Genomic DNA, 16,882 nt, shown 5'->3' with positions numbered 1-16,882 from the left:
GGATGACCATCGCCTCATCCGCCCTATCTTCTTCGTCTTCTTCTCGCCCTCCCCTGGCCGGCGTGCGCGTGCTGGACCTCACCCGGCTGCTGCCCGGCCCCATGGGAACCCTGCACCTGGCGGACCTGGGCGCCGACGTGATCAAGATCGAAGACCTGGGTGCCGGCGACTATGCCGCCCCGCCGGTGCGCGCGCTGCTCAACCGCAACAAGCGGGCGATCCGCATCGACCTCAAGCAGCCGGCGGGCGCCGCTACCCTGCTGCGCCTGTGCCGCGACGCCGACGTGCTGGTGGAAGGCTTTCGCCCCGGCGTGATGCAGCGGCTGGGCGTGGGCTATGAGGTGGTGGCCGCGATGAACCCGCGCATCGTGTATTGCAGCATCAGTGGCTTCGGCCAGACCGGGCCGCTGCGCGACATGCCGGGCCATGACCTCAACTACTGCGCCTTGGCCGGCGTGGCCGACCAGATCGGTACGCGCGAAGGTCCTGCCCTGTCCAACCTGCCCGTGGCCGACTTGCTGGGGGGTTGCATGACGGCCGTGATGGGCATCCTGGCCGCGCTGTTCGATGCCGCGCGCACGGGCCGGGGCCGCCACGTCGACATCGCCATGGCCGACGGCGTGCTGGCGCACGCGGTGCTGCCGCTGGCCGCGCTCAACCAGCATGGCCGCGTGGCGGCGACCGGCCGGGCCACACTGACCGGCGAACTCGCCTGCTATGGCTTCTATCGCACGGCGGATGGCCGCCACGTCGCGGTCGGCGCGCTGGAGCGCAAGTTCTGGGATGCGCTATGCCGGCGCCTGGAGCGGGACGACCTGGTGCCCTTGCATCGCACCGGCGACCCGGGCGCCGAAGAGCGCCTGCGGCAGGAACTCGCCGCGATCTTCGCGTCGCGACCGCTGGCGCATTGGAGCGCCTTGTTCGCCGATGGCGAAGCCTGCGTCACGCCGGTGCTTCGGCTGGACGAGACGGTGGCTCACCCGCACTTCAAGGCCCGCGGCATGGTCGTGCCCGCGGCCAATGCGCCCTCACAGTTCGGCCAGCCCGTCAAGATGAGCGGCTTCGAACCCAGCCCCCCACGCGCGGCCCCGCGCCCTGGCGAGCACACTGACGAGGTGCTGCAGGAAGCCGGTTTCGACCAACATGAACTTGCCGGCTTGCGGGCGTCCGGCGCCGTCGGCTAAGCTGGACCGGTGACACCCACCCACCACACCGTCGCGATCCAGCAGGTCCGCATGATCCTGCAGGGGACGCGGCAGCGCGGTGTGGACGAGGCGAGCGTGCTGGCTCGTGCGGGCATCACCCCGGCGCTGCTGGAGTCTCCCCTCGCCCGCGTCTCCCAGCAGCAGTACGCGCTGCTGATCCGGGTACTGCGCCGGGCCCTGCGCGACGAGCTATGGGGTCTGACCTCGCGCCCGGTACGGCCTGGCAGCTTCGGCCAATGCATGAAGCAGCTGGTGCGCTGCGCCACGCTGGGCGAGGCGCTGCGCAGCGGCTTCGCGTTCTACGACCTGCTCATCGACGATTTCGTGGCGCGCTTGTCCGTGCGCGGCGAACTCGCGCAAATCCAGTTCGTGCTGCGGCGCGAGTCCGACGAGCGGCTGGACTACGCCATCAAGGCCTTCATGCTGTTCACGTTCGGGGCTGCCTCATGGCTGGTGGCACGCCGGGTCCCGGTGCTGGGCGTGGACTACACCGCAGCGCAATTCGGCACGGACACCTCGCGCGTCTACCAGGCCCCGATCCGCTACGGCCAGCCCCACGTGGGGCTGTCGTTCGAGGCCCATTGGCTGGACTTGCCGGTGGTGCAGACCGTGCAGAGCGTGCGCGAGTTCCTGGCCGGCGCGCCCGCCAATCTGATCGTCAAATACCGCGACACCAGCAGCCTCACGGACCGCATCCGGCGGCTGCTGCGCAGACGGCTGGGCGAGGAGCTGCCTTCATTGGAGGAAGTCGGTGACGCATTGGCCGTGACGCCGCAGACCTTGCGGCGGCGCCTGCGTGAAGAGGGCCGCGGCTTCCAGCAGATCAAGGATGAGCTGCGCCGCGATGCCGCGATCGAGTTCCTCACCAACACGCGCCTGCCGCTGCTCGACATTGCCAACGAAGTGGGCTTCTCCGAGGCCAGCACCTTCCACCGCGCCTTCAAGAACTGGACCGGTGTCGCGCCCGGCGAGTACCGCCATTCGCACGGCCATGCGGAAGGGTCTCAGGGTCAACCCTGAGCTGTAGCCTTTCGCCAATCGCTTTGGCCTTTCCCGCCATTGGTGTCGCGGGACCCAGCACCTAAGCTGGCCGCATCTTTCACTCTTGCGGCAAGTCATCGTGTACCTCACCCAGGGCCTGCACCGTTCCCTGCAGCGCCACTCCGGCAAGACCGCGCTCGTGCATCTGGCTGACGGCATCGAGCGGCGGCACAACTTCGCCGAGCTGCTGAGCAACGTGGCTCGGCAAGCCGCGGCGCTGCGCCAGTTCGGCGTTGGCAGCGGCGACCGTGTCGCCCTGCTCGCGCCCAATACCGACGAGCTGGTCCAGGCTCTGCTGGCCTGCTGGTGGCTTGGCGCCGTTGCCTGTCCGCTCAACATCCGTTGGAGCGGGCTCGAACTGGCATATGCGCTCACCGACAGCGAGGCCTCGCTGCTGCTGGTGGACGAGTCACTCGAGGCACCGGCGTTGGAAACGGCGACGCCCAAGCTCTCACTGAATGAGTTCGCGGTGGCCGCCCGAGCGCTGCCGCCGCTGGCGGACACGCGCACCGGCGGCGATGCGCTGGCGGCTATCCTCTACACCGGTGGCACCACCGGCCGCTCCAAGGGCGTGATGCTGTCGCACGCCAATTTCTGGACCGCGTCGATGACGCGAGGCGCCGAGTTGAACAACTCGCCGGAATCCGTGACCTTGCTGGTCGCGCCACTGTTCCACGTGGCGGGCCTGGGCCGGCTGATCGGGCAGATGGTGGTGGGTGGCGGCTGGGTGACCATGCCACAGTTCCGCGCGCCGCGCGTGCTGGAGGCCATCGAGCGCTACGGCGTGAGCGACATCATCGCCGTGCCCAGCATGCTCCAGTCACTGCTGGACGACCCGGCCTTCAATGCCGGCCGCCTGCAGGGCCTGGCCCGCATCGCCTTCGGCGCCGCGCCGATGCCACCGGACCTGCTCGACCGAGCGCTCGCCGCCTGGCCGCAGGCCGAATTTTTCCAGGCCTATGGCATGACGGAGACGGCTGGCGCGCTGTGCATCAACCTGCCGGCCAACCACCGGCCCGAAGCACGGGCGCTGGGGCGGCTCAATTCGGTGGGGCGCCCCGGACTGGGCGCGGAAATTATCATCTCCGATGAGCACGGCCGCGAGCTGCCGCGCGGCGAAGTCGGCGAGATCCTGGCACGCGGCCCGATGGTGATGCAGGGCTACTGGCGCCAGCCCGAGGCCACGGCCGAAACGCTGCGGGACGGCTGGCTGCACACCGGCGATGGCGGCCGGATGGACGCCGACGGCTACCTCTTCATCGTGGACCGCATCAAGGACATGATCATCAGCGGCGGCGAGAACATCTACAGCGCCGAGGTCGAGGCGGCGCTGCGCAGCCATCCCGCCGTGTCGCAGGCCGCCGTGATCGGCGTGCCCGATGCGCGCTGGGGCGAGGCCGTGCACGCGGTCGTGGTGCTGCAGCCCGGCACCTCGGAGCAGGCATCCGAGCTGGTCGAAACCCTGCGAGCCTGGTGCAAGACGCGCCTGGCGGGCTACAAGTGCCCGCGCAGCATCGCGTTTGTCGAGTCACTGCCGATGTCGGCCGCCGGCAAGGTGCTGAAGAACGCCCTGCGCGAGGCGCACCGCGCATGAAGCCCGTGGCCGCCAGCGCGGACCCGCGCAACGTCTTCGCCGCCGTGCCCTTCATGCAGATGCTGGGCGTGCGGCGCGAGTTCTCCGAAGGCGGACGGGCGCGGCTGGTGCTGGAGGCGCGGCCGGAGTTCGGCAACGTGATCGGCGCGGTGCACGGCGGCGTCATCGTTACGCTGCTCGACGTGGTCATGGCCAGCGCCGCCGTTTCCCGCCGCAACTTCGAACGCACCGCCGTCACGCTCAACCTGGATTCCAGCTTCATCGAGCCGGGCCGCGGCACGCTGACGGCCGACGGCGAAGTGATCGCCCACGACGACGGTGTCGCCTGGTGCCGCGCCACGGTCACCGATGCCGGCGGGCGCGCCATCGCCCTGGCGCACGGCTCGTTCCGCTACCTGCCGCTTCCCTGAACTTCATTCCACCCACAGGAGTATCTATGAGCCCCCACGTTCACCTTCGTTCACTGCCCCCCGAGGGGGCGCATGCCTCCCTAGAGGCGGCTCGTCGGGAGGCATGACCATGCCCATCACCTCACCTCTGCGCCGCCGCGAAGTCCTGGGCGGCCTGCTCGCCATCGGCGCCGTGGTCGGGGCCGGTTCCGCGCTCGCAGCGGACCCGTTCCCCAGCAAGCCGATCACCTTGATCCTGCCCTTCCCCGCCGGCGGCTCCTTCGACCCGATCTTCCGGTCGCTGGCCAACGCGGCTTCACAGGACCTCGGCCAGCCCGTGGTCCTGATGCACAAGCCCGGCGCCGGCGGAGTCACCGGCACCGCGGGGCTCGCGACGATGAACGAAGCCGATGGCTATACCCTGGCCGTGATGCACAACTCGGTGATCCGCGCGCCCCTGGTGCAGAAAGTGACTTGGGATCCGCTGCGCGACTTCACTTACCTCATCGGCCTCGCCGGTCTGACCACCGGCGTCACCGTCGCCGCGGACGCACCCTGGAAGAGCTTGCCGGAATTGCTGGAGGACGCGAAGAAGCGTCCCGGCGCGCTCAGCTGGGGCAACGTGGGCGCCATCAGCGTCAACCGGATCTATGCCGAGCGGCTGGCCAAGATGGCGGGCACGAAGTTCAACATGGTCCCGTTCAAGGGCGGCAGCGAAAGCTTCCAGGCGCTGATCGGGCGCCACCTGGACGTGTACGGCGACCCCGGCTTCGGGCCCCAGGTGCAGGGTGGCAAGGCCCGCCTGCTGGCGACGTTCACTGCGCAGCGCCTGAAGCGCTACCCCGATGTGCCGACGGTAAAGGAGCTAGGCTGGGACCTCGTCATCGAATCGCCGGTGGGGCTGGTGGCGCCGAAAGGCCTCGACCCGAAAATCACCGCACGCCTGCAGGCCGCATTCAGCAAGGCTGCATCGGACCCCGCCTACCTGCAGCAGCTCGAATCCTTCGACATGCAGCCCAACGTGATCAGCGGCCAGGCCTACGCTGCCTATGCGCGCGGCCAGTTCGAGCGCGAACAGAAGATGCTGGCGGAAATCGGCTTCAAGCCGGAATGAGGACTGGAAGCATGGATTTCTCCGCCTTCAACTTCAGCGGCCGCCACCTGTTCGTGGCCGGCGGCTCCAGCGGCATCAACTTCGGCGTGGCCCAGGCCTTCGCCCGGGCCGGCGCGCGCGTCAGCCTGATCAGCCGCTCGGCCGACAAGGTGGCCGCGGCGGCGGCCCAACTGGAGACGCTCGGCACGCAGGCCCTGGGCATCGCGGCCGACGTGCGCCAGCCCGACGCGGTGGAACGCGCGCTGGCCGCGGCACGCGAGCGCTTCGGCCCGATCGACGTGCTGCTCTCCGGCGCCGCAGGCAACTTCCTTGCCCGCGCACTGGACATGTCGCCGAACGCCTTCAAGACCGTGGTCGACATCGACCTGCTGGGCAGCTTCAACGTGGCTCGCCTCGCCCATGCGCACCTGCGCAAGCCGGGCGCCTGCGTCATCCAGATTTCCGCCGGACAGGCTTTCACGCCCACGCCGTTCCAGGCGCACGTGTGCGCCGCCAAAGCGGGCGTGGACATGCTCACTCGGGTGCTGGCGCAGGAATGGGGTGCCGAGGGCATCCGCATCAATTCCATCGTGCCCGGCCCCATCGCCGACACCGAGGGGCTGCAGCGCTTGGCTCCCACTCCGCAAACCATGGAGGCCATGGCGCAGCGCGTGCCCCTCAAGCGCCTGGGGCGCATCGAGGACATCGCGCGCATAGCCATGGTGCTGGCCAGCGACTGGGGCTCCTATATCACCGGCGCGGTGATCCCGGTGGACGGCGGCCTGGCACTCACCGGCCCGCGCGACTTCACGGCGGCGGCGGAAGCCAGCCGCAGGACCGGCACATGAGGGCCTTGGTCGAGCCATCGCCGCGGCCCGGCTCCGAACTGCCGCGCAGCGGCCGCAACCGCCATGTGCCGTTCACCGCCCACTTGGGCATCCGGGTCGACAGCGCGCAGGATGGCGAAGCGCGGGTGTCCATGGACCTGGCACCCCACCTGCTGAACAACCATGGCGCGGGCCATGGCGGTGTGCTCATGACGCTGCTGGACATTGCCATGGCGAACGCCGCGCTATCGAAGATCGACTACGCGCGCGAGGTTGTCACGGTGGACATGCACGTGGGCTTCATGGCGGCCACATCCGGATCGCTGGTGTCCATAGGCCGCGCTTCGGGCGGTGGCCGCTCGATCTGCTTTTGCGAGGCTTATGTGGAGGACGGCGAGGGCCGGCGGGTGGCCCAGGCCATGGGCACTTTCCGTTACCGCGATCCCGAATCGAAATAGACACCATGGGCGCGGCAGAGATCGGCGTGATTTCCCGCCAATCCGATTCATCATTTCTGCCATTCGCGCCCGCAATCCCGCGGCCTAGACTCCGCCGAATCGAGACAGGCGCGCCCACATGCGGCAGCGCGATGCACAGGAGACACGATGAAATATGACGGGTCGAGCGGGCCGCCGCGAGCGGTGACACTGCTGCAGGTGCAGGACGTGACGCTGCGCTTCGGCGGCGTCATCGCGCTCGACGGCGTGTCGTTCAATGTCGAGCAGGGCCAGATCTGCGGCCTGATCGGTCCCAATGGCGCCGGCAAGACGTCGCTGTTCAATTGCCTCTCGCGCCTGTACGCCTGCGAGGGCGAAATCCGTTTCGCGGACCAGTCTCTCGCGCAGCTGCCGCGGCACCGCATGGCGGGCGTGGGCATCGGCCGCACCTTCCAGAACCTAGCGCTGTTCCGCAGCCTCACGGTGCGGCAGAACGTCCTGATGGGCAGCCATTGCCGCCGGCGCGCGGGCTTCCTGGCGCACGCGCTGCGCCTGCCCGCCGTGGCGCGCGAGGAAAGGCTTGAGGGACAGCGCGCGGACGAACTGATCGAGCTGCTGGCGCTCGGGGACGTCGTTCATGTACCGGTGGCGCAGCTGCCCTTCGGAACGCAGAAGCGAGTCGAGCTCGCGCGTGCATTGGCGGCCTCGCCTAAGCTGCTGTTGCTCGATGAACCGGCATGCGGGCTCAATCACGAGGAGGTGGAGCAGCTGGCCTCGCTGATCCGCCGGCTGCGGCAGCGCTTCGCGCTCACGGTGCTGCTGGTGGAGCACCACATGGGCCTGGTGATGGCCCTCTCGGACAAGATCGTCGCGTTGAACTTCGGCCGCAAGATCGCTGAAGGCACGCCCGCCGAAGTGCGCCGCCAACCCGAGCTGATCGAAGCCTATTTAGGAACGAAAGCATGAGCGAAATTCTGCTTGACGTGCGTGGGCTGGAAGCGGGCTACGGCGCCACCCGCGCGCTGTTCGGCATCGACGTGCAGGTGGGCGCGGGCTCGATCACGGCGCTGCTGGGCGCCAACGGCGCGGGCAAGACGACGACGCTGCGCGCCCTGTGCGGCCTGATCCGCCGGCAGGGCCGCATCACACTCGCCGGCCAGCGCATCGACGGCATGGCCACGGAGGACATAGTGCGGCTGGGCGTCGCGCATGTGCCCGATGGGCGCGGCACCTTCACCGGGCTCACCACCGAGGAGAACCTGCGCATGGGTGCCTGCACGCGGCGCGACAAGGCAGGTGTGCGTGAAGACTTCGAGCGCTTCTACGAATACTTTCCACGGCTCAAGGAGCGACGCCACCAGCAGGCAGGCACGCTGTCCGGCGGCGAGCAGCAAATGCTGGCCATCGCGCGTGCGCTGATGCTGCGGCCCCGGCTGCTGTTGCTGGACGAGCCTTCCTTCGGGCTGGCGCCGCTGATGGTGCAGGAGATCTTCCGCATCATGCGACGCATCCGTGAAAGCCAGAACGTCGCGATCCTGCTGGTGGAGCAGAACGCCGCCCTCGCGCTGGAGCTGGCCGACACCGCCTATCTGCTGGAGACCGGCCGCATCGTGCTCGCCGGGCCGGCCGCCGCGGTGCGCAGCAACGACGCCGTGCGCAACGCCTACCTGGGTGGAGAACAATCCCTATGAACGCATTCGCCTCGCAGCTGCTGGCGGGCCTCGCCACCGGCGGCATCTACGCCAGCATGGCGCTGGCCCTGGTGATGATCTACCGCAGCACGCACCACGTGAACTTTGCGCAGGGCGAGATGGCGATGTTCTCCACCTTCATCGCCTCGATGCTGATCCAGGCCGGCTGGCCGTATTGGGCAACGTTCTTCGCGACGGTGGTGTTCGCCTTCGCCATGGGCGCGGTGATCGAGGCGGTGCTGATCCGGCGCCTGCGCGATGCGCCGGTGCTGTCGATCGTGGTCGTGTTCGTCGCGCTGCTGGTCATCCTGCACAGCCTGGCGGGAGGGCTGTTCGGCTACGCGATCCGGTCGTTTCCGAGCCCATTCGCGGAGACGGCCTGGTACGGCAGCAGCCTGCTGTCGCCGCACCAGATCGGCGCCATCGGCGTCACGCTGCTGATGCTGGCACTGGTGTACGTTTTCTTCCGCTATTCCCCGCTGGGCCTTGCCATGCGGGCCACGGCAGAGAATCCAGTCTCCAGCCGCCTCGTCGGCGTGCGGGTCAACCGCATGCTGGCACTGGGCTGGGGCCTGGCCGGCGCCATCGGCGCGGTTGCCGGAATGATGATCGCGCCGGTCGTGTTCCTCGATGTCCACATGATGTCCGGCGTATTGCTCTATGCATTCGCCGCGGCCGTGCTGGGCGGCGTCGGCAGCGCGCCGGGTGCGGTGGTTGGCGGCTTCATCGTCGGCGTGCTCGAGAACCTGCTGGGCACCTATGTGGTCGGGGCGGAGCTCAAGCTCTCGGTCGCACTGGTACTGATCATCGGCGTGTTGGTAGCGCGCCCGTCCGGCCTGTTCGGCAAGGCCATCGTGGTGAGGGTCTGAACATGGGACAACGAACGCTCCTGGCCGCGTTGGTCGGCGCCGCCTGCGCGCTGCCTTTCATCCTGCCCAGCTATATGGTGTTCCAGCTCACCATGGTGCTGGTCTATGCGCTGGCCCTACTGGGGCTCAACCTGCTGATCGGGTTCAACGGCCAGATCTCGCTGGGGCACGGCGCTTTCTTCGCGCTGGGCGCCTATACGGCGGCCATGCTGATGGAACACGCGGGCTGGCCTTACTGGGCAACCCTGCCCGCCGCGGCCCTGCTGGGCGGCGTGCTCGGCTATCTGTTCGGCCTGCCCGCGCTCAAGCTCGATGGCGTGTACCTGGCACTGGCCACTTTCGCGCTCGGCGTGGTCACGCCGCAATTGCTCAAATACAAGGGCGTGGAAGCCTGGACCGGCGGCTCGCAGGGCCTGGTGCTGCAGAAACCCGACGCCCCGTTCGGCCTGCCGCTGGACGCGGACCAATGGCTGTACTTCTTCTGCCTGAGCGTCGCGCTGGCCCTGTTCGCCGTCGCCCATAACCTGCTGCGCGGCGCCATGGGCTTGAACCTGGTCGCGGTACGCGACCACCCGATTGCAGCCGAGGCCATGGGCGTGGACAACGCGCGCATCAAGTCCATCACCTTCGGCATCTCGGCGCTGTACACGAGCGTGGCCGGCGCGCTCTCGGCGATAGCGGTGCAGTTCGTGGCACCCGACAGCTTCAATGTCTTCCTGTCGATCACGCTGCTGGTGGGTGCCGTGGTCGGGGGGCTGACTTCGCTGTCCGGCGCGCTGTTCGGCGCGGTGTTCATCCAGTTCGTTCCGCGCTTCGCGGAAGAGATATCCAAGGCCGCGCCCTGGGCCGTGTACGGCGCCATCCTGGTGGCGCTGATGCTCGTGTGGCCGGCCGGCGTGGCCGGCGGCATTGCGCGGCTGCGCGCCCGGTATTTTTCAAGGAGACAAGCATGAAGACCATTGTTCTCGCACTCACGGCGGCCCTGGCTCTGGCCTGCGGCAGCGCCGCGGCCCAGAAGAAATACGATCCCGGTGCCTCGGACACCGAAATCCGCATCGGGCAGACCATGCCCTACAGCGGGCCGGGTTCGATCTACGGTGAAGTGGGCAAGACCCAGGCGGCATACTTCCGCATGGTCAACGACCAGGGAGGCGTCAATGGCCGGAAGATCAACTTCCTGAGCCTGGACGACGGCTACTCGCCGCCCAAGACCGTCGAGGGTGTGCGCAAGCTGGTGGAGCAGGAGCAGGTACTGCTGCTGTACGGCATGTTCGGCACGGCCACCAACAGCGCGGTGCATCGCTATCTGAACACCAAGAAGGTCCCACACCTCCTGCTGCTGACCGGCGCCTCCAAATGGAACGACCCGAAGAAGAACCCCTGGAGCATGAGCTTTTACCCGGACTACTCGTCCGAGGCGAGGGTCTACGCACGCCAGGTCCTGGAGACCAAGCCGAACGCCAAGATCGCCGTGCTGTACCAGAATGACGACTACGGGCGCGACTACCTCAGGGGCTTCAAGGAAGGCTTGGGAGCCAAGGCCAAGGCGATGATCGTGGCCGAGGCCTCGTACGAGCTCACCGACCCCACGGTCGACTCGCAGATCGTGCAGCTGCGCGGATCCGGCGCGGACGTGCTGGTCAGTTTCAGCACCGCCAAGGCCGCAATCCAGACGCTGCGCAAGGTGCACGACACCGGTTGGAAACCGACCCACTACCTGGCGCAGGGCGCCGCGCTGATCGGTGCGGTGTTCAATCCGGCGGGCCCGGAGAAGGCTGTCGGCGTCATCTCCACCGCCTATTCCAAGGACCCGAATGACAAGCAGTGGGAAAACGATGCCGCTTACCAGGAGTGGCTGGCCTTCATGAAGAAGTACCGGCCCGAGGCCGACTTGCGCCTGGGCTCGCATGTCTATGCCTACTCCAGCGCGCGGCTGATGGCGGAGATCCTGCGCGCCTGCGGCGACAACCTCACGCGCGACAACGTGCTGAAACAGGCCGCTTCGATCAAGGCCGTGCAGCTGCCGATGTTCCTGCCCGGCGCGGTTGTGAGCAGCGCGCCGGACGACTACCGCCTCATCAAGTCCCTGCAGCCGGTCGTCTTCGACGGCAAGCGCTGGAACAACCTGGGCAGCTTTGTCTCCATTTTTTAGGACAGCATCATGCATCCCTCGTTCAAGAAGCTGCGCTTGCCGGTCATCGCCGCGCCGCTGTTCATCATCAGCACGCCGCGCCTGGTAATCGCGCAGTGCAAGGCCGGCATCGTCGGCTCGATGCCGGCGCTGAACGCGCGTCCCGCCGAGCTGCTGGACGAGTGGCTGGCCGAGATCACCGAAGCGCTGGCCGCGCACGACCGCGCCCATCCGGAGTCGCCGGCAGCCCCTTATGCCATCAACCAGATCGTGCACAAGAGCAACGACCGGCTGGACCGCGACATGGAAGTCTGCGCCAGGTACAAGACGCCGATCATCATCACCTCGCTGGGCGCGCGCCCCGAGATCAACGATGCGGTGCACGGCTGGGGCGGCATCGTGCTGCACGACGTGATCGATGACCGCTTCGCCCGCAAGGCCGTGGAGAAGGGCGCCGATGGCCTGGTCGCGGTGGCCGCGGGTGCCGGGGGGCACGCGGGCACCACCAGCCCGTTCCCGCTGGTGCAGGAAATCCGCCGCTGGTTCCAGGGGCCGCTGGCCTTGAGCGGTGCCATCGCGTCGGGCGACGCCATCCTGGCCGCGCAGGCGGCAGGGGCGGACTTCGGCTACATCGGCTCGGCCTTCATTGCCACCGAGGAGGCCCGCGCCGACGAGGCGTACAAGCAGATGATCGTGGAGAGCAGCAGCCGCGACATCGTCTATTCCAACCTGTTCACCGGCGTGCACGGCAACTATCTGCGAGGCTCCGTCGTGCGGGCGGGGCTGGATCCCGACGCGCTGCCGCACAGCGACGCCAGCAAGATGAATTTCGGCACCGACCGCGTCAAACCCTGGAAGGACATCTGGGGCTGCGGCCAGGGCATAGGCGCGATCGACGAAGTGCTGCCCGCCGGGGCGTTGGTGGCGCGGCTGCAGCGCGAATACCGGGCGGCGCGCGAACGCCTGAGCCTGGAGGCACTGGCATGTACCTGACGCAGGGCCTGCACCGCGCGCTCCAGCAGCATCCGGGGGCCGTGGCCACCGTCTTCGGCCAGCGCCGCACCAGCTTCTCCGTACTGGCGGGCCGCGTCGCCCGGCTGGCCGGCGCGCTGGCGCGGCTCGGCGTATCGGGCGGCGACCGCGTCGCGCTGCTGGCGCAAAACAGCGACCGCTATGTCGAAGGCCTGCTCGCCGCCTGGTGGCTGGGAGCGGTGGCCTGCCCTCTGAACACGCGCTGGAGCGCGCCCGAGATCGCCTATGCGCTCAACGACTGCGGCGTGCGCGCGCTGGTCGTTGACGACACTTTCGTGCCTTTGGTACCCGGGCTGAAGACCTTGGCGCCGGAGCTCGGCCCGATCATCCACGCCGGTGAACAAACCACGCCTGCCGGACTGCTGGCCTGGGAAGACCTGATCGCCGATGGCGAGCCACTGGAAGACGCCCGCCCCTGCGGCGAAATACTGGCTGCAATTCTCTACACCGGCGGCACGACCGGCACGCCCAAAGGCGTGATGCTGTCGCACGCGAATTTCTGGATCTCGTCGGTGGCGCGCATGGCCGAAGTGCCGAACCCGGCCCGCGCCGCGACCCTGCTGGTGGCGCCGCTGTTCCACGTCGCGGGGCTGGGGCGTGTGGTATCGCAGTTCGTGACAGGATCGACCAGCGTGCTGCTGCCGGCGTTCCGCCCCGAGGCCGTGCTCACAACGCTGCAAGACGAGAAGGTCACGGACGTTGTGCTGGTGCCCAGCATGCTGCAGATGCTGCTGGACCACCCCTCCTTCCCGTCGTGCAACCTGCGCCACCTCGACCGCATCATCCACGGCGCGTCGCCGATCTCGCCCGGGCTGCTGGAGCGCGCGATGAAGGCGCTGCCGGACTGCGGGTTCCAGAGCGCCTACGGCATGACCGAAACCGCAGCCACGGCCTGTAGCAACGGGCCGTACCGCTGGCGCGACGGCATTTCGCTGGGACCGCGTGAGCTGGCCGCGGGGCGTGTGTGCTATGGCAACGAAGTGCGCGTGGTCGATGCCGACGGCCGCGAAGTTCCGCGCAACACGGTGGGCGAGATCACGATCCGCGGCGCCAACGTCATGCAGGGATATTGGAGCAAGCCAGCAGAGACCCGCGCCGCCTTGCGCGATGGCTGGCTCGTCACGGGCGACGGCGGCTTCATGGACGACGCCGGTTACGTGCACATCGTCGACCGCGTCAAGGACATGATCATCAGCGGCGGCGAGAACGTGTATTCCGCCGAGGTCGAGGGGGCGTTGTCGCGCCATCCTGCGGTGGCAGCCTGCGCCGTCATCGGCATCCCAAGCGCCGAATGGGGCGAAGCGGTGCACGCCATCGTCGTGCTGCGACCGGGCGAGTCGACCAGCGACGAGGTGCTTCGCGCGCATTGCCGCGGCAGCCTGGCCGGCTACAAATGCCCCAAGAGCATCGAGTTTCAAGATGCCCTGCCGCTGTCGCCGGCAGGCAAGGTGCTGAAGACCGTGCTGCGCGAGCCGTTCTGGCGCGGCAGTGCGCGACAGGTCAACTAAAGAGCCGGGCCGCAGCGCTGCACGGCCTGATTGTTTCTGCCAATCGCTTTGGTCCGTTCCGCGATTGAGCCATCGAGGCCAAAGACGGAGACTTCTTCCCATCGGCCACACCCTTTCAGGAGTATCGAATGACACGTATGCAGCGCCCCGTCCACGTGGTCGGCGTGGGCATGATCCCCTTCACCAAGCCGGGCGCCAGCGATCCGTACACGGTCATGGGCGCGCGGGCCGCCAAGCTGGCGCTGGATGATGCCGGTGTGGACTACTCCCTCGTCCAGCAGGCCTACGTCGGCTACGTCTACGGCGACTCGACCGCTGGCCAGGCCGCCATCTACGGCGTGGGCCTGACCGGCATCCCGGTCTTCAATCTCAACAACAACTGCTCGACCGGGTCCAGTGCGCTGTTCCTGGCGCGCCAGGCCGTCGAGAGCGGCATGGTGGAATGCGCCATCGCGCTGGGCTTCGAGCAGATGCAGCCGGGCGCGCTGAAAGGCGCCTACGACGACCGGCCCTCGCCGATGGCCCGCTTCGCCGAAGTGATGAAGGACAAGCAAGGTTTCGATCCCGCCACGCCACGTGCCGCGCAGTTCTTCGGCGGCGCCGGCCGCGACTACATGGCGCAGTACGGCATCCGCAAGGACACCTTCGGCCGCATCTCGGTCAAGGCGCGCCAGCACGCCGCGCGCAACCCGCTGGCGGTGTTTCGCCAGACGCTGACGCTGGACGAAGTGATGGCCTCGGCCCCGGTGTTCGATCCGCTCACCCGCTTCCAATGCTGCCCGCCGACCTGCGGCGCGGCCGCCGCCATCGTCTGCTCGGCGGAGTTCGCGAAGAAGCACAACCTCGACATGCGCGTCGTCATCGCGGCACAGGCCATGACCACCGACACGCCCTCCACCTTCGAGAGCGGCGACATGCGCAAAGTGGTGGGCTACGACATGACGGTAGCGGCCGCGAGGCAGGTGTATGAAGCAGCCGGTATCGGGCCCGAGGAGCTGGATGTGGTGGAACTGCACGACTGCTTCACCGCCAACGAGCTGATCACCTATGAGGCGCTGGGCCTGACACCCGAGGGCACGGCCGAGCGCTTCATCATCGAGGGCGACAACACCTACGGCGGCCGCGTGGTCACCAACCCCTCGGGCGGGCTGCTGTCCAAGGGCCATCCCCTGGGCGCAACCGGCCTGGCGCAGTGTTCGGAACTCGTGTGGCAACTGCGCGGCCAGGCCGAGCAGCGCCAGGTGGAAGGTGCGCGGTTGGCGCTGCAGCACAACCTGGGCCTGGGCGGCGCCTGCGTGGTGACGCTGTACCAAGCCGTCTAGAGGTCCGCGATGATCGACAAGCAGTACATCGGCCATACGCTGCCACCGTTCCAGGTCAACGTGGAACCAGGGCGGCTGCGCTTCTACGCCAAGGCCACAGGCCAGACCGACCCCATCTACCTCGACGAGGAAGCGGCGCGCGCCGCCGGCCACCCTGGCCTGCCGGTGCCGCCCACGTTCCTCTTCTGCCTGGAGATGGAGTCGCCCAACCCCGCAGCCATTCGCGAATTGCTGGGCATGGACTATCGCCGGCTGCTGCATGGCGAGCAGGGCTTCAGCTACTACGCCATGGCCTACGCCGGCGACAAGCTGAGCTTCAGCCAGCAGATCGCCGACATCTACGACAAGAAGGATGGCGCGCTGGAATTCGTGGTGCGCAAGACCCGCGTGACCAACCAACGCGCTGAACTGGTCGCGGAACTGCGCTGCGTATCGGTGGTGCGCAATGGCTAATCCCATCCAACGACTCCCCTCGTGGGACGCCCTGCAAGCCGGCGATGCATTGCCGCCGCTGGAGCTGCCGCCCATCTCGCGCCTGGACCTGGCGCTGTATTGCGGCGCCTCGGGTGACCACAACCCGATCCACGTGGACATCGACTTCGCGAAAGCCGCCGGCATGCCCGACGTGTTCGCGCACGGCATGCTGTCCGCGGCCTGGCTCGGGCGATTGCTCACCAACTGGGTCCCGCAACAGGCCATCCGTTCGCTGGCCCTTCGCTTCGTTGCCATCACCCATGTGGGCGAACGCATCACCTGCACCGGCACTGTCGCCGAGAAATTCGCGCAGGACGGACAACCTTATGTGCGCCTGCGCCTGGCCACCACCAGCCAAACCGGCGTCCAGAAACTCACCGGCGAGGCGCTGATCGCCTGGCCGCAACACTGAAAGTAGCATCCCATGGACAGAAAACTCGAAGGCAAGGTGGCGCTGGTCTCCGGCTCCGGCCGCGGCATCGGCCGCGAGATCGCCCTCAAGCTGGCCGGCGAAGGCGCCCGCCTCGTCATCAACGACCTGGATGCCGAACCGGCGTCGCAGGTCGTGGCCGAGATAAAGGCCGCGGGCGGCCAGGCCGTCGCGTGCGCCGGCAGCGTGACCGACAGCGGTTTCGCCGATCGCTTCGTCGCCACTGCCCTGGAGGTTTTTGGCGGGATCGACATCGTCGTCAACAACGCGGGCTACACCTGGGACAACGTGGTGCAGAAGATGACCGACGAGCAGTGGGAAGCGATGCTGGCGGTGCACCTCACGGCGCCGTTCCGCATCCTGCGCGCCGCCTCGGCCTTCATCCGCGACGCCGCGCGGCGGGAATCCGAGGCAGGCCGCGACGTTTTCCGCAAAGTCGTCAACATCTCCTCGACCTCGGGCGTGTACGGCAACGCGGGCCAGGCCAACTACGCGGCGGCCAAGGCCGGCATCAACGGCCTGACCAAGGCCATGGCCAAGGAATGGGGCCGCTACAAGGTCAACGTCAACAGCGTCGCCTTCGGGCTGATCAAGACGCGTTTGACCGAGGCAGACGCCGAGGCGGGGGCCAGTATCGACATCGCCGGCCAGCAGATCCGCGTGGGTGTGAACCCGCAGATCCTGAAGAATGCCGAGGCCATGATTCCGCTGGGCCGCGGCGGCACGCCCGAGGAAGCCGCGGGGGCGGTGTACCTGTTCTGCATTCCCGAATCCAACTACGTCAGCGGCCAGGTGCTGGTCTGCGGAGGCGGGCGGCCGTGACTGGAGTGACGCGCGCG

The 16,882-nt window shown here is 68.0% G+C and carries 18 protein-coding genes; all 18 read left to right on the top strand.

Translation table 11 applies throughout. The annotated features are described in order from the left end of the window. The first annotated feature begins 2 nt into the window (after positions 1 to 2). The 18 genes from HNE04_RS20615 (at position 3) to HNE04_RS20530 (ending at position 16,865) form a co-directional block, all read left to right on the top strand. The gene (locus HNE04_RS20615; protein WP_172223416.1) at positions 3 to 1,184 is read left to right on the top strand and encodes a CaiB/BaiF CoA transferase family protein; all 1,182 of its coding nucleotides are present in this window, start codon (positions 3 to 5) and stop codon (positions 1,182 to 1,184) included. A gap of 9 nt (positions 1,185 to 1,193) precedes the next feature. Next, complete coding sequence (locus HNE04_RS20610) at positions 1,194 to 2,225, top strand: AraC family transcriptional regulator (protein ID WP_172223414.1); 1,032 nt, start codon at positions 1,194 to 1,196, stop codon at positions 2,223 to 2,225. Positions 2,226 to 2,310: 85 nt separating this feature from the next. Then, positions 2,311 to 3,840: a class I adenylate-forming enzyme family protein gene (locus HNE04_RS20605; RefSeq protein WP_207717655.1), complete on the top strand. Its 1,530-nt coding sequence runs from the start codon at positions 2,311 to 2,313 to the stop codon at positions 3,838 to 3,840. Beyond that, a complete protein-coding gene (locus tag HNE04_RS20600; protein ID WP_172223412.1) occupies positions 3,837 to 4,250 on the top strand; it encodes a PaaI family thioesterase in 414 nt (137 codons plus the stop codon). The genes HNE04_RS20605 and HNE04_RS20600 overlap by 4 nt, the downstream gene beginning before the upstream one ends. 109 nt (positions 4,251 to 4,359) lie before the next feature. Further along, entirely contained in the window at positions 4,360 to 5,343 is a 984-nt protein-coding gene (locus HNE04_RS20595) for a tripartite tricarboxylate transporter substrate binding protein (protein ID WP_172223411.1), read from the top strand. A gap of 11 nt (positions 5,344 to 5,354) precedes the next feature. Continuing rightward, positions 5,355 to 6,170, top strand: a complete 816-nt coding sequence (locus HNE04_RS20590) for an SDR family oxidoreductase (protein WP_172223409.1) — start codon at positions 5,355 to 5,357, stop codon at positions 6,168 to 6,170. Then, entirely contained in the window at positions 6,167 to 6,607 is a 441-nt protein-coding gene (locus tag HNE04_RS20585) for a PaaI family thioesterase (RefSeq protein ID WP_172223407.1), read from the top strand. Before HNE04_RS20590 ends, HNE04_RS20585 begins: the two co-directional genes overlap by 4 nt. Positions 6,608 to 6,754: 147 nt before the next feature. After that, positions 6,755 to 7,552, top strand: coding sequence for an ABC transporter ATP-binding protein (locus HNE04_RS20580; protein ID WP_172223404.1), 798 nt, complete (start codon positions 6,755 to 6,757; stop codon positions 7,550 to 7,552). After that, complete coding sequence (locus tag HNE04_RS20575; protein WP_172223401.1) at positions 7,549 to 8,277, top strand: ABC transporter ATP-binding protein; 729 nt, start codon at positions 7,549 to 7,551, stop codon at positions 8,275 to 8,277. The genes HNE04_RS20580 and HNE04_RS20575 overlap by 4 nt, the downstream gene beginning before the upstream one ends. After that, complete coding sequence (locus HNE04_RS20570; protein ID WP_172223398.1) at positions 8,274 to 9,146, top strand: branched-chain amino acid ABC transporter permease; 873 nt, start codon at positions 8,274 to 8,276, stop codon at positions 9,144 to 9,146. Before HNE04_RS20575 ends, HNE04_RS20570 begins: the two co-directional genes overlap by 4 nt. Positions 9,147 to 9,148: 2 nt before the next feature. Beyond that, a complete protein-coding gene (locus HNE04_RS20565; protein WP_172223395.1) occupies positions 9,149 to 10,099 on the top strand; it encodes a branched-chain amino acid ABC transporter permease in 951 nt (316 codons plus the stop codon). Further along, complete coding sequence (locus HNE04_RS20560; protein ID WP_172223392.1) at positions 10,096 to 11,298, top strand: ABC transporter substrate-binding protein; 1,203 nt, start codon at positions 10,096 to 10,098, stop codon at positions 11,296 to 11,298. Before HNE04_RS20565 ends, HNE04_RS20560 begins: the two co-directional genes overlap by 4 nt. Before the next feature lie 9 nt (positions 11,299 to 11,307). Then, complete coding sequence (locus HNE04_RS20555; RefSeq protein WP_172223389.1) at positions 11,308 to 12,270, top strand: NAD(P)H-dependent flavin oxidoreductase; 963 nt, start codon at positions 11,308 to 11,310, stop codon at positions 12,268 to 12,270. Further along, positions 12,261 to 13,817, top strand: coding sequence for a long-chain-fatty-acid--CoA ligase (locus HNE04_RS20550; RefSeq protein WP_172223386.1), 1,557 nt, complete (start codon positions 12,261 to 12,263; stop codon positions 13,815 to 13,817). Before HNE04_RS20555 ends, HNE04_RS20550 begins: the two co-directional genes overlap by 10 nt. 137 nt (positions 13,818 to 13,954) lie before the next feature. Then, on the top strand, positions 13,955 to 15,139 hold the full coding sequence (locus HNE04_RS20545; protein WP_172223537.1) for a lipid-transfer protein: 1,185 nt from the start codon (positions 13,955 to 13,957) through the stop codon (positions 15,137 to 15,139). 9 nt (positions 15,140 to 15,148) lie between these two features. Next, entirely contained in the window at positions 15,149 to 15,592 is a 444-nt protein-coding gene (locus HNE04_RS20540) for a MaoC family dehydratase N-terminal domain-containing protein (RefSeq protein WP_172223384.1), read from the top strand. Next, positions 15,585 to 16,025 carry a MaoC family dehydratase gene (locus tag HNE04_RS20535; RefSeq protein ID WP_172223381.1) on the top strand — a complete coding sequence of 147 codons (441 nt, stop codon included), beginning with the start codon at positions 15,585 to 15,587 and terminating at the stop codon, positions 16,023 to 16,025. Before HNE04_RS20540 ends, HNE04_RS20535 begins: the two co-directional genes overlap by 8 nt. Positions 16,026 to 16,037: 12 nt before the next feature. Beyond that, complete coding sequence (locus tag HNE04_RS20530; protein WP_172223378.1) at positions 16,038 to 16,865, top strand: SDR family NAD(P)-dependent oxidoreductase; 828 nt, start codon at positions 16,038 to 16,040, stop codon at positions 16,863 to 16,865. Positions 16,866 to 16,882 lie beyond the last annotated feature (17 nt).

This window comes from Caenimonas soli (genome assembly GCF_013155545.1).
GTDB lineage: Bacteria > Pseudomonadota > Gammaproteobacteria > Burkholderiales > Burkholderiaceae_C > Ramlibacter > Ramlibacter soli.
The sequence above is the reverse complement of the archived record's forward strand: the minus strand, read 5'-3'. Positions and strand labels throughout refer to the sequence as shown.

Bases quoted from the DNA above. Each gene is read 5' to 3' on its own strand.
- HNE04_RS20530 (WP_172223378.1), top strand. From the start codon at position 16,038: ATGGACAGAAAACTCGAAGGCAAGGTGGCGCTGGTCTCCGGCTCCGGC.
- HNE04_RS20600 (WP_172223412.1), top strand. From the start codon at position 3,837: ATGAAGCCCGTGGCCGCCAGCGCGGACCCGCGCAACGTCTTCGCCGCC.
- HNE04_RS20540 (WP_172223384.1), top strand. From the start codon at position 15,149: ATGATCGACAAGCAGTACATCGGCCATACGCTGCCACCGTTCCAGGTC.
- HNE04_RS20585 (WP_172223407.1), top strand. From the start codon at position 6,167: ATGAGGGCCTTGGTCGAGCCATCGCCGCGGCCCGGCTCCGAACTGCCG.
- HNE04_RS20555 (WP_172223389.1), top strand. From the start codon at position 11,308: ATGCATCCCTCGTTCAAGAAGCTGCGCTTGCCGGTCATCGCCGCGCCG.
- HNE04_RS20615 (WP_172223416.1), top strand. From the start codon at position 3: ATGACCATCGCCTCATCCGCCCTATCTTCTTCGTCTTCTTCTCGCCCT.
- HNE04_RS20595 (WP_172223411.1), top strand. From the start codon at position 4,360: ATGCCCATCACCTCACCTCTGCGCCGCCGCGAAGTCCTGGGCGGCCTG.
- HNE04_RS20535 (WP_172223381.1), top strand. From the start codon at position 15,585: ATGGCTAATCCCATCCAACGACTCCCCTCGTGGGACGCCCTGCAAGCC.
- HNE04_RS20570 (WP_172223398.1), top strand. From the start codon at position 8,274: ATGAACGCATTCGCCTCGCAGCTGCTGGCGGGCCTCGCCACCGGCGGC.
- HNE04_RS20560 (WP_172223392.1), top strand. From the start codon at position 10,096: ATGAAGACCATTGTTCTCGCACTCACGGCGGCCCTGGCTCTGGCCTGC.
- HNE04_RS20590 (WP_172223409.1), top strand. From the start codon at position 5,355: ATGGATTTCTCCGCCTTCAACTTCAGCGGCCGCCACCTGTTCGTGGCC.
- HNE04_RS20545 (WP_172223537.1), top strand. From the start codon at position 13,955: ATGCAGCGCCCCGTCCACGTGGTCGGCGTGGGCATGATCCCCTTCACC.
- HNE04_RS20575 (WP_172223401.1), top strand. From the start codon at position 7,549: ATGAGCGAAATTCTGCTTGACGTGCGTGGGCTGGAAGCGGGCTACGGC.
- HNE04_RS20550 (WP_172223386.1), top strand. From the start codon at position 12,261: ATGTACCTGACGCAGGGCCTGCACCGCGCGCTCCAGCAGCATCCGGGG.
- HNE04_RS20580 (WP_172223404.1), top strand. From the start codon at position 6,755: ATGAAATATGACGGGTCGAGCGGGCCGCCGCGAGCGGTGACACTGCTG.
- HNE04_RS20565 (WP_172223395.1), top strand. From the start codon at position 9,149: ATGGGACAACGAACGCTCCTGGCCGCGTTGGTCGGCGCCGCCTGCGCG.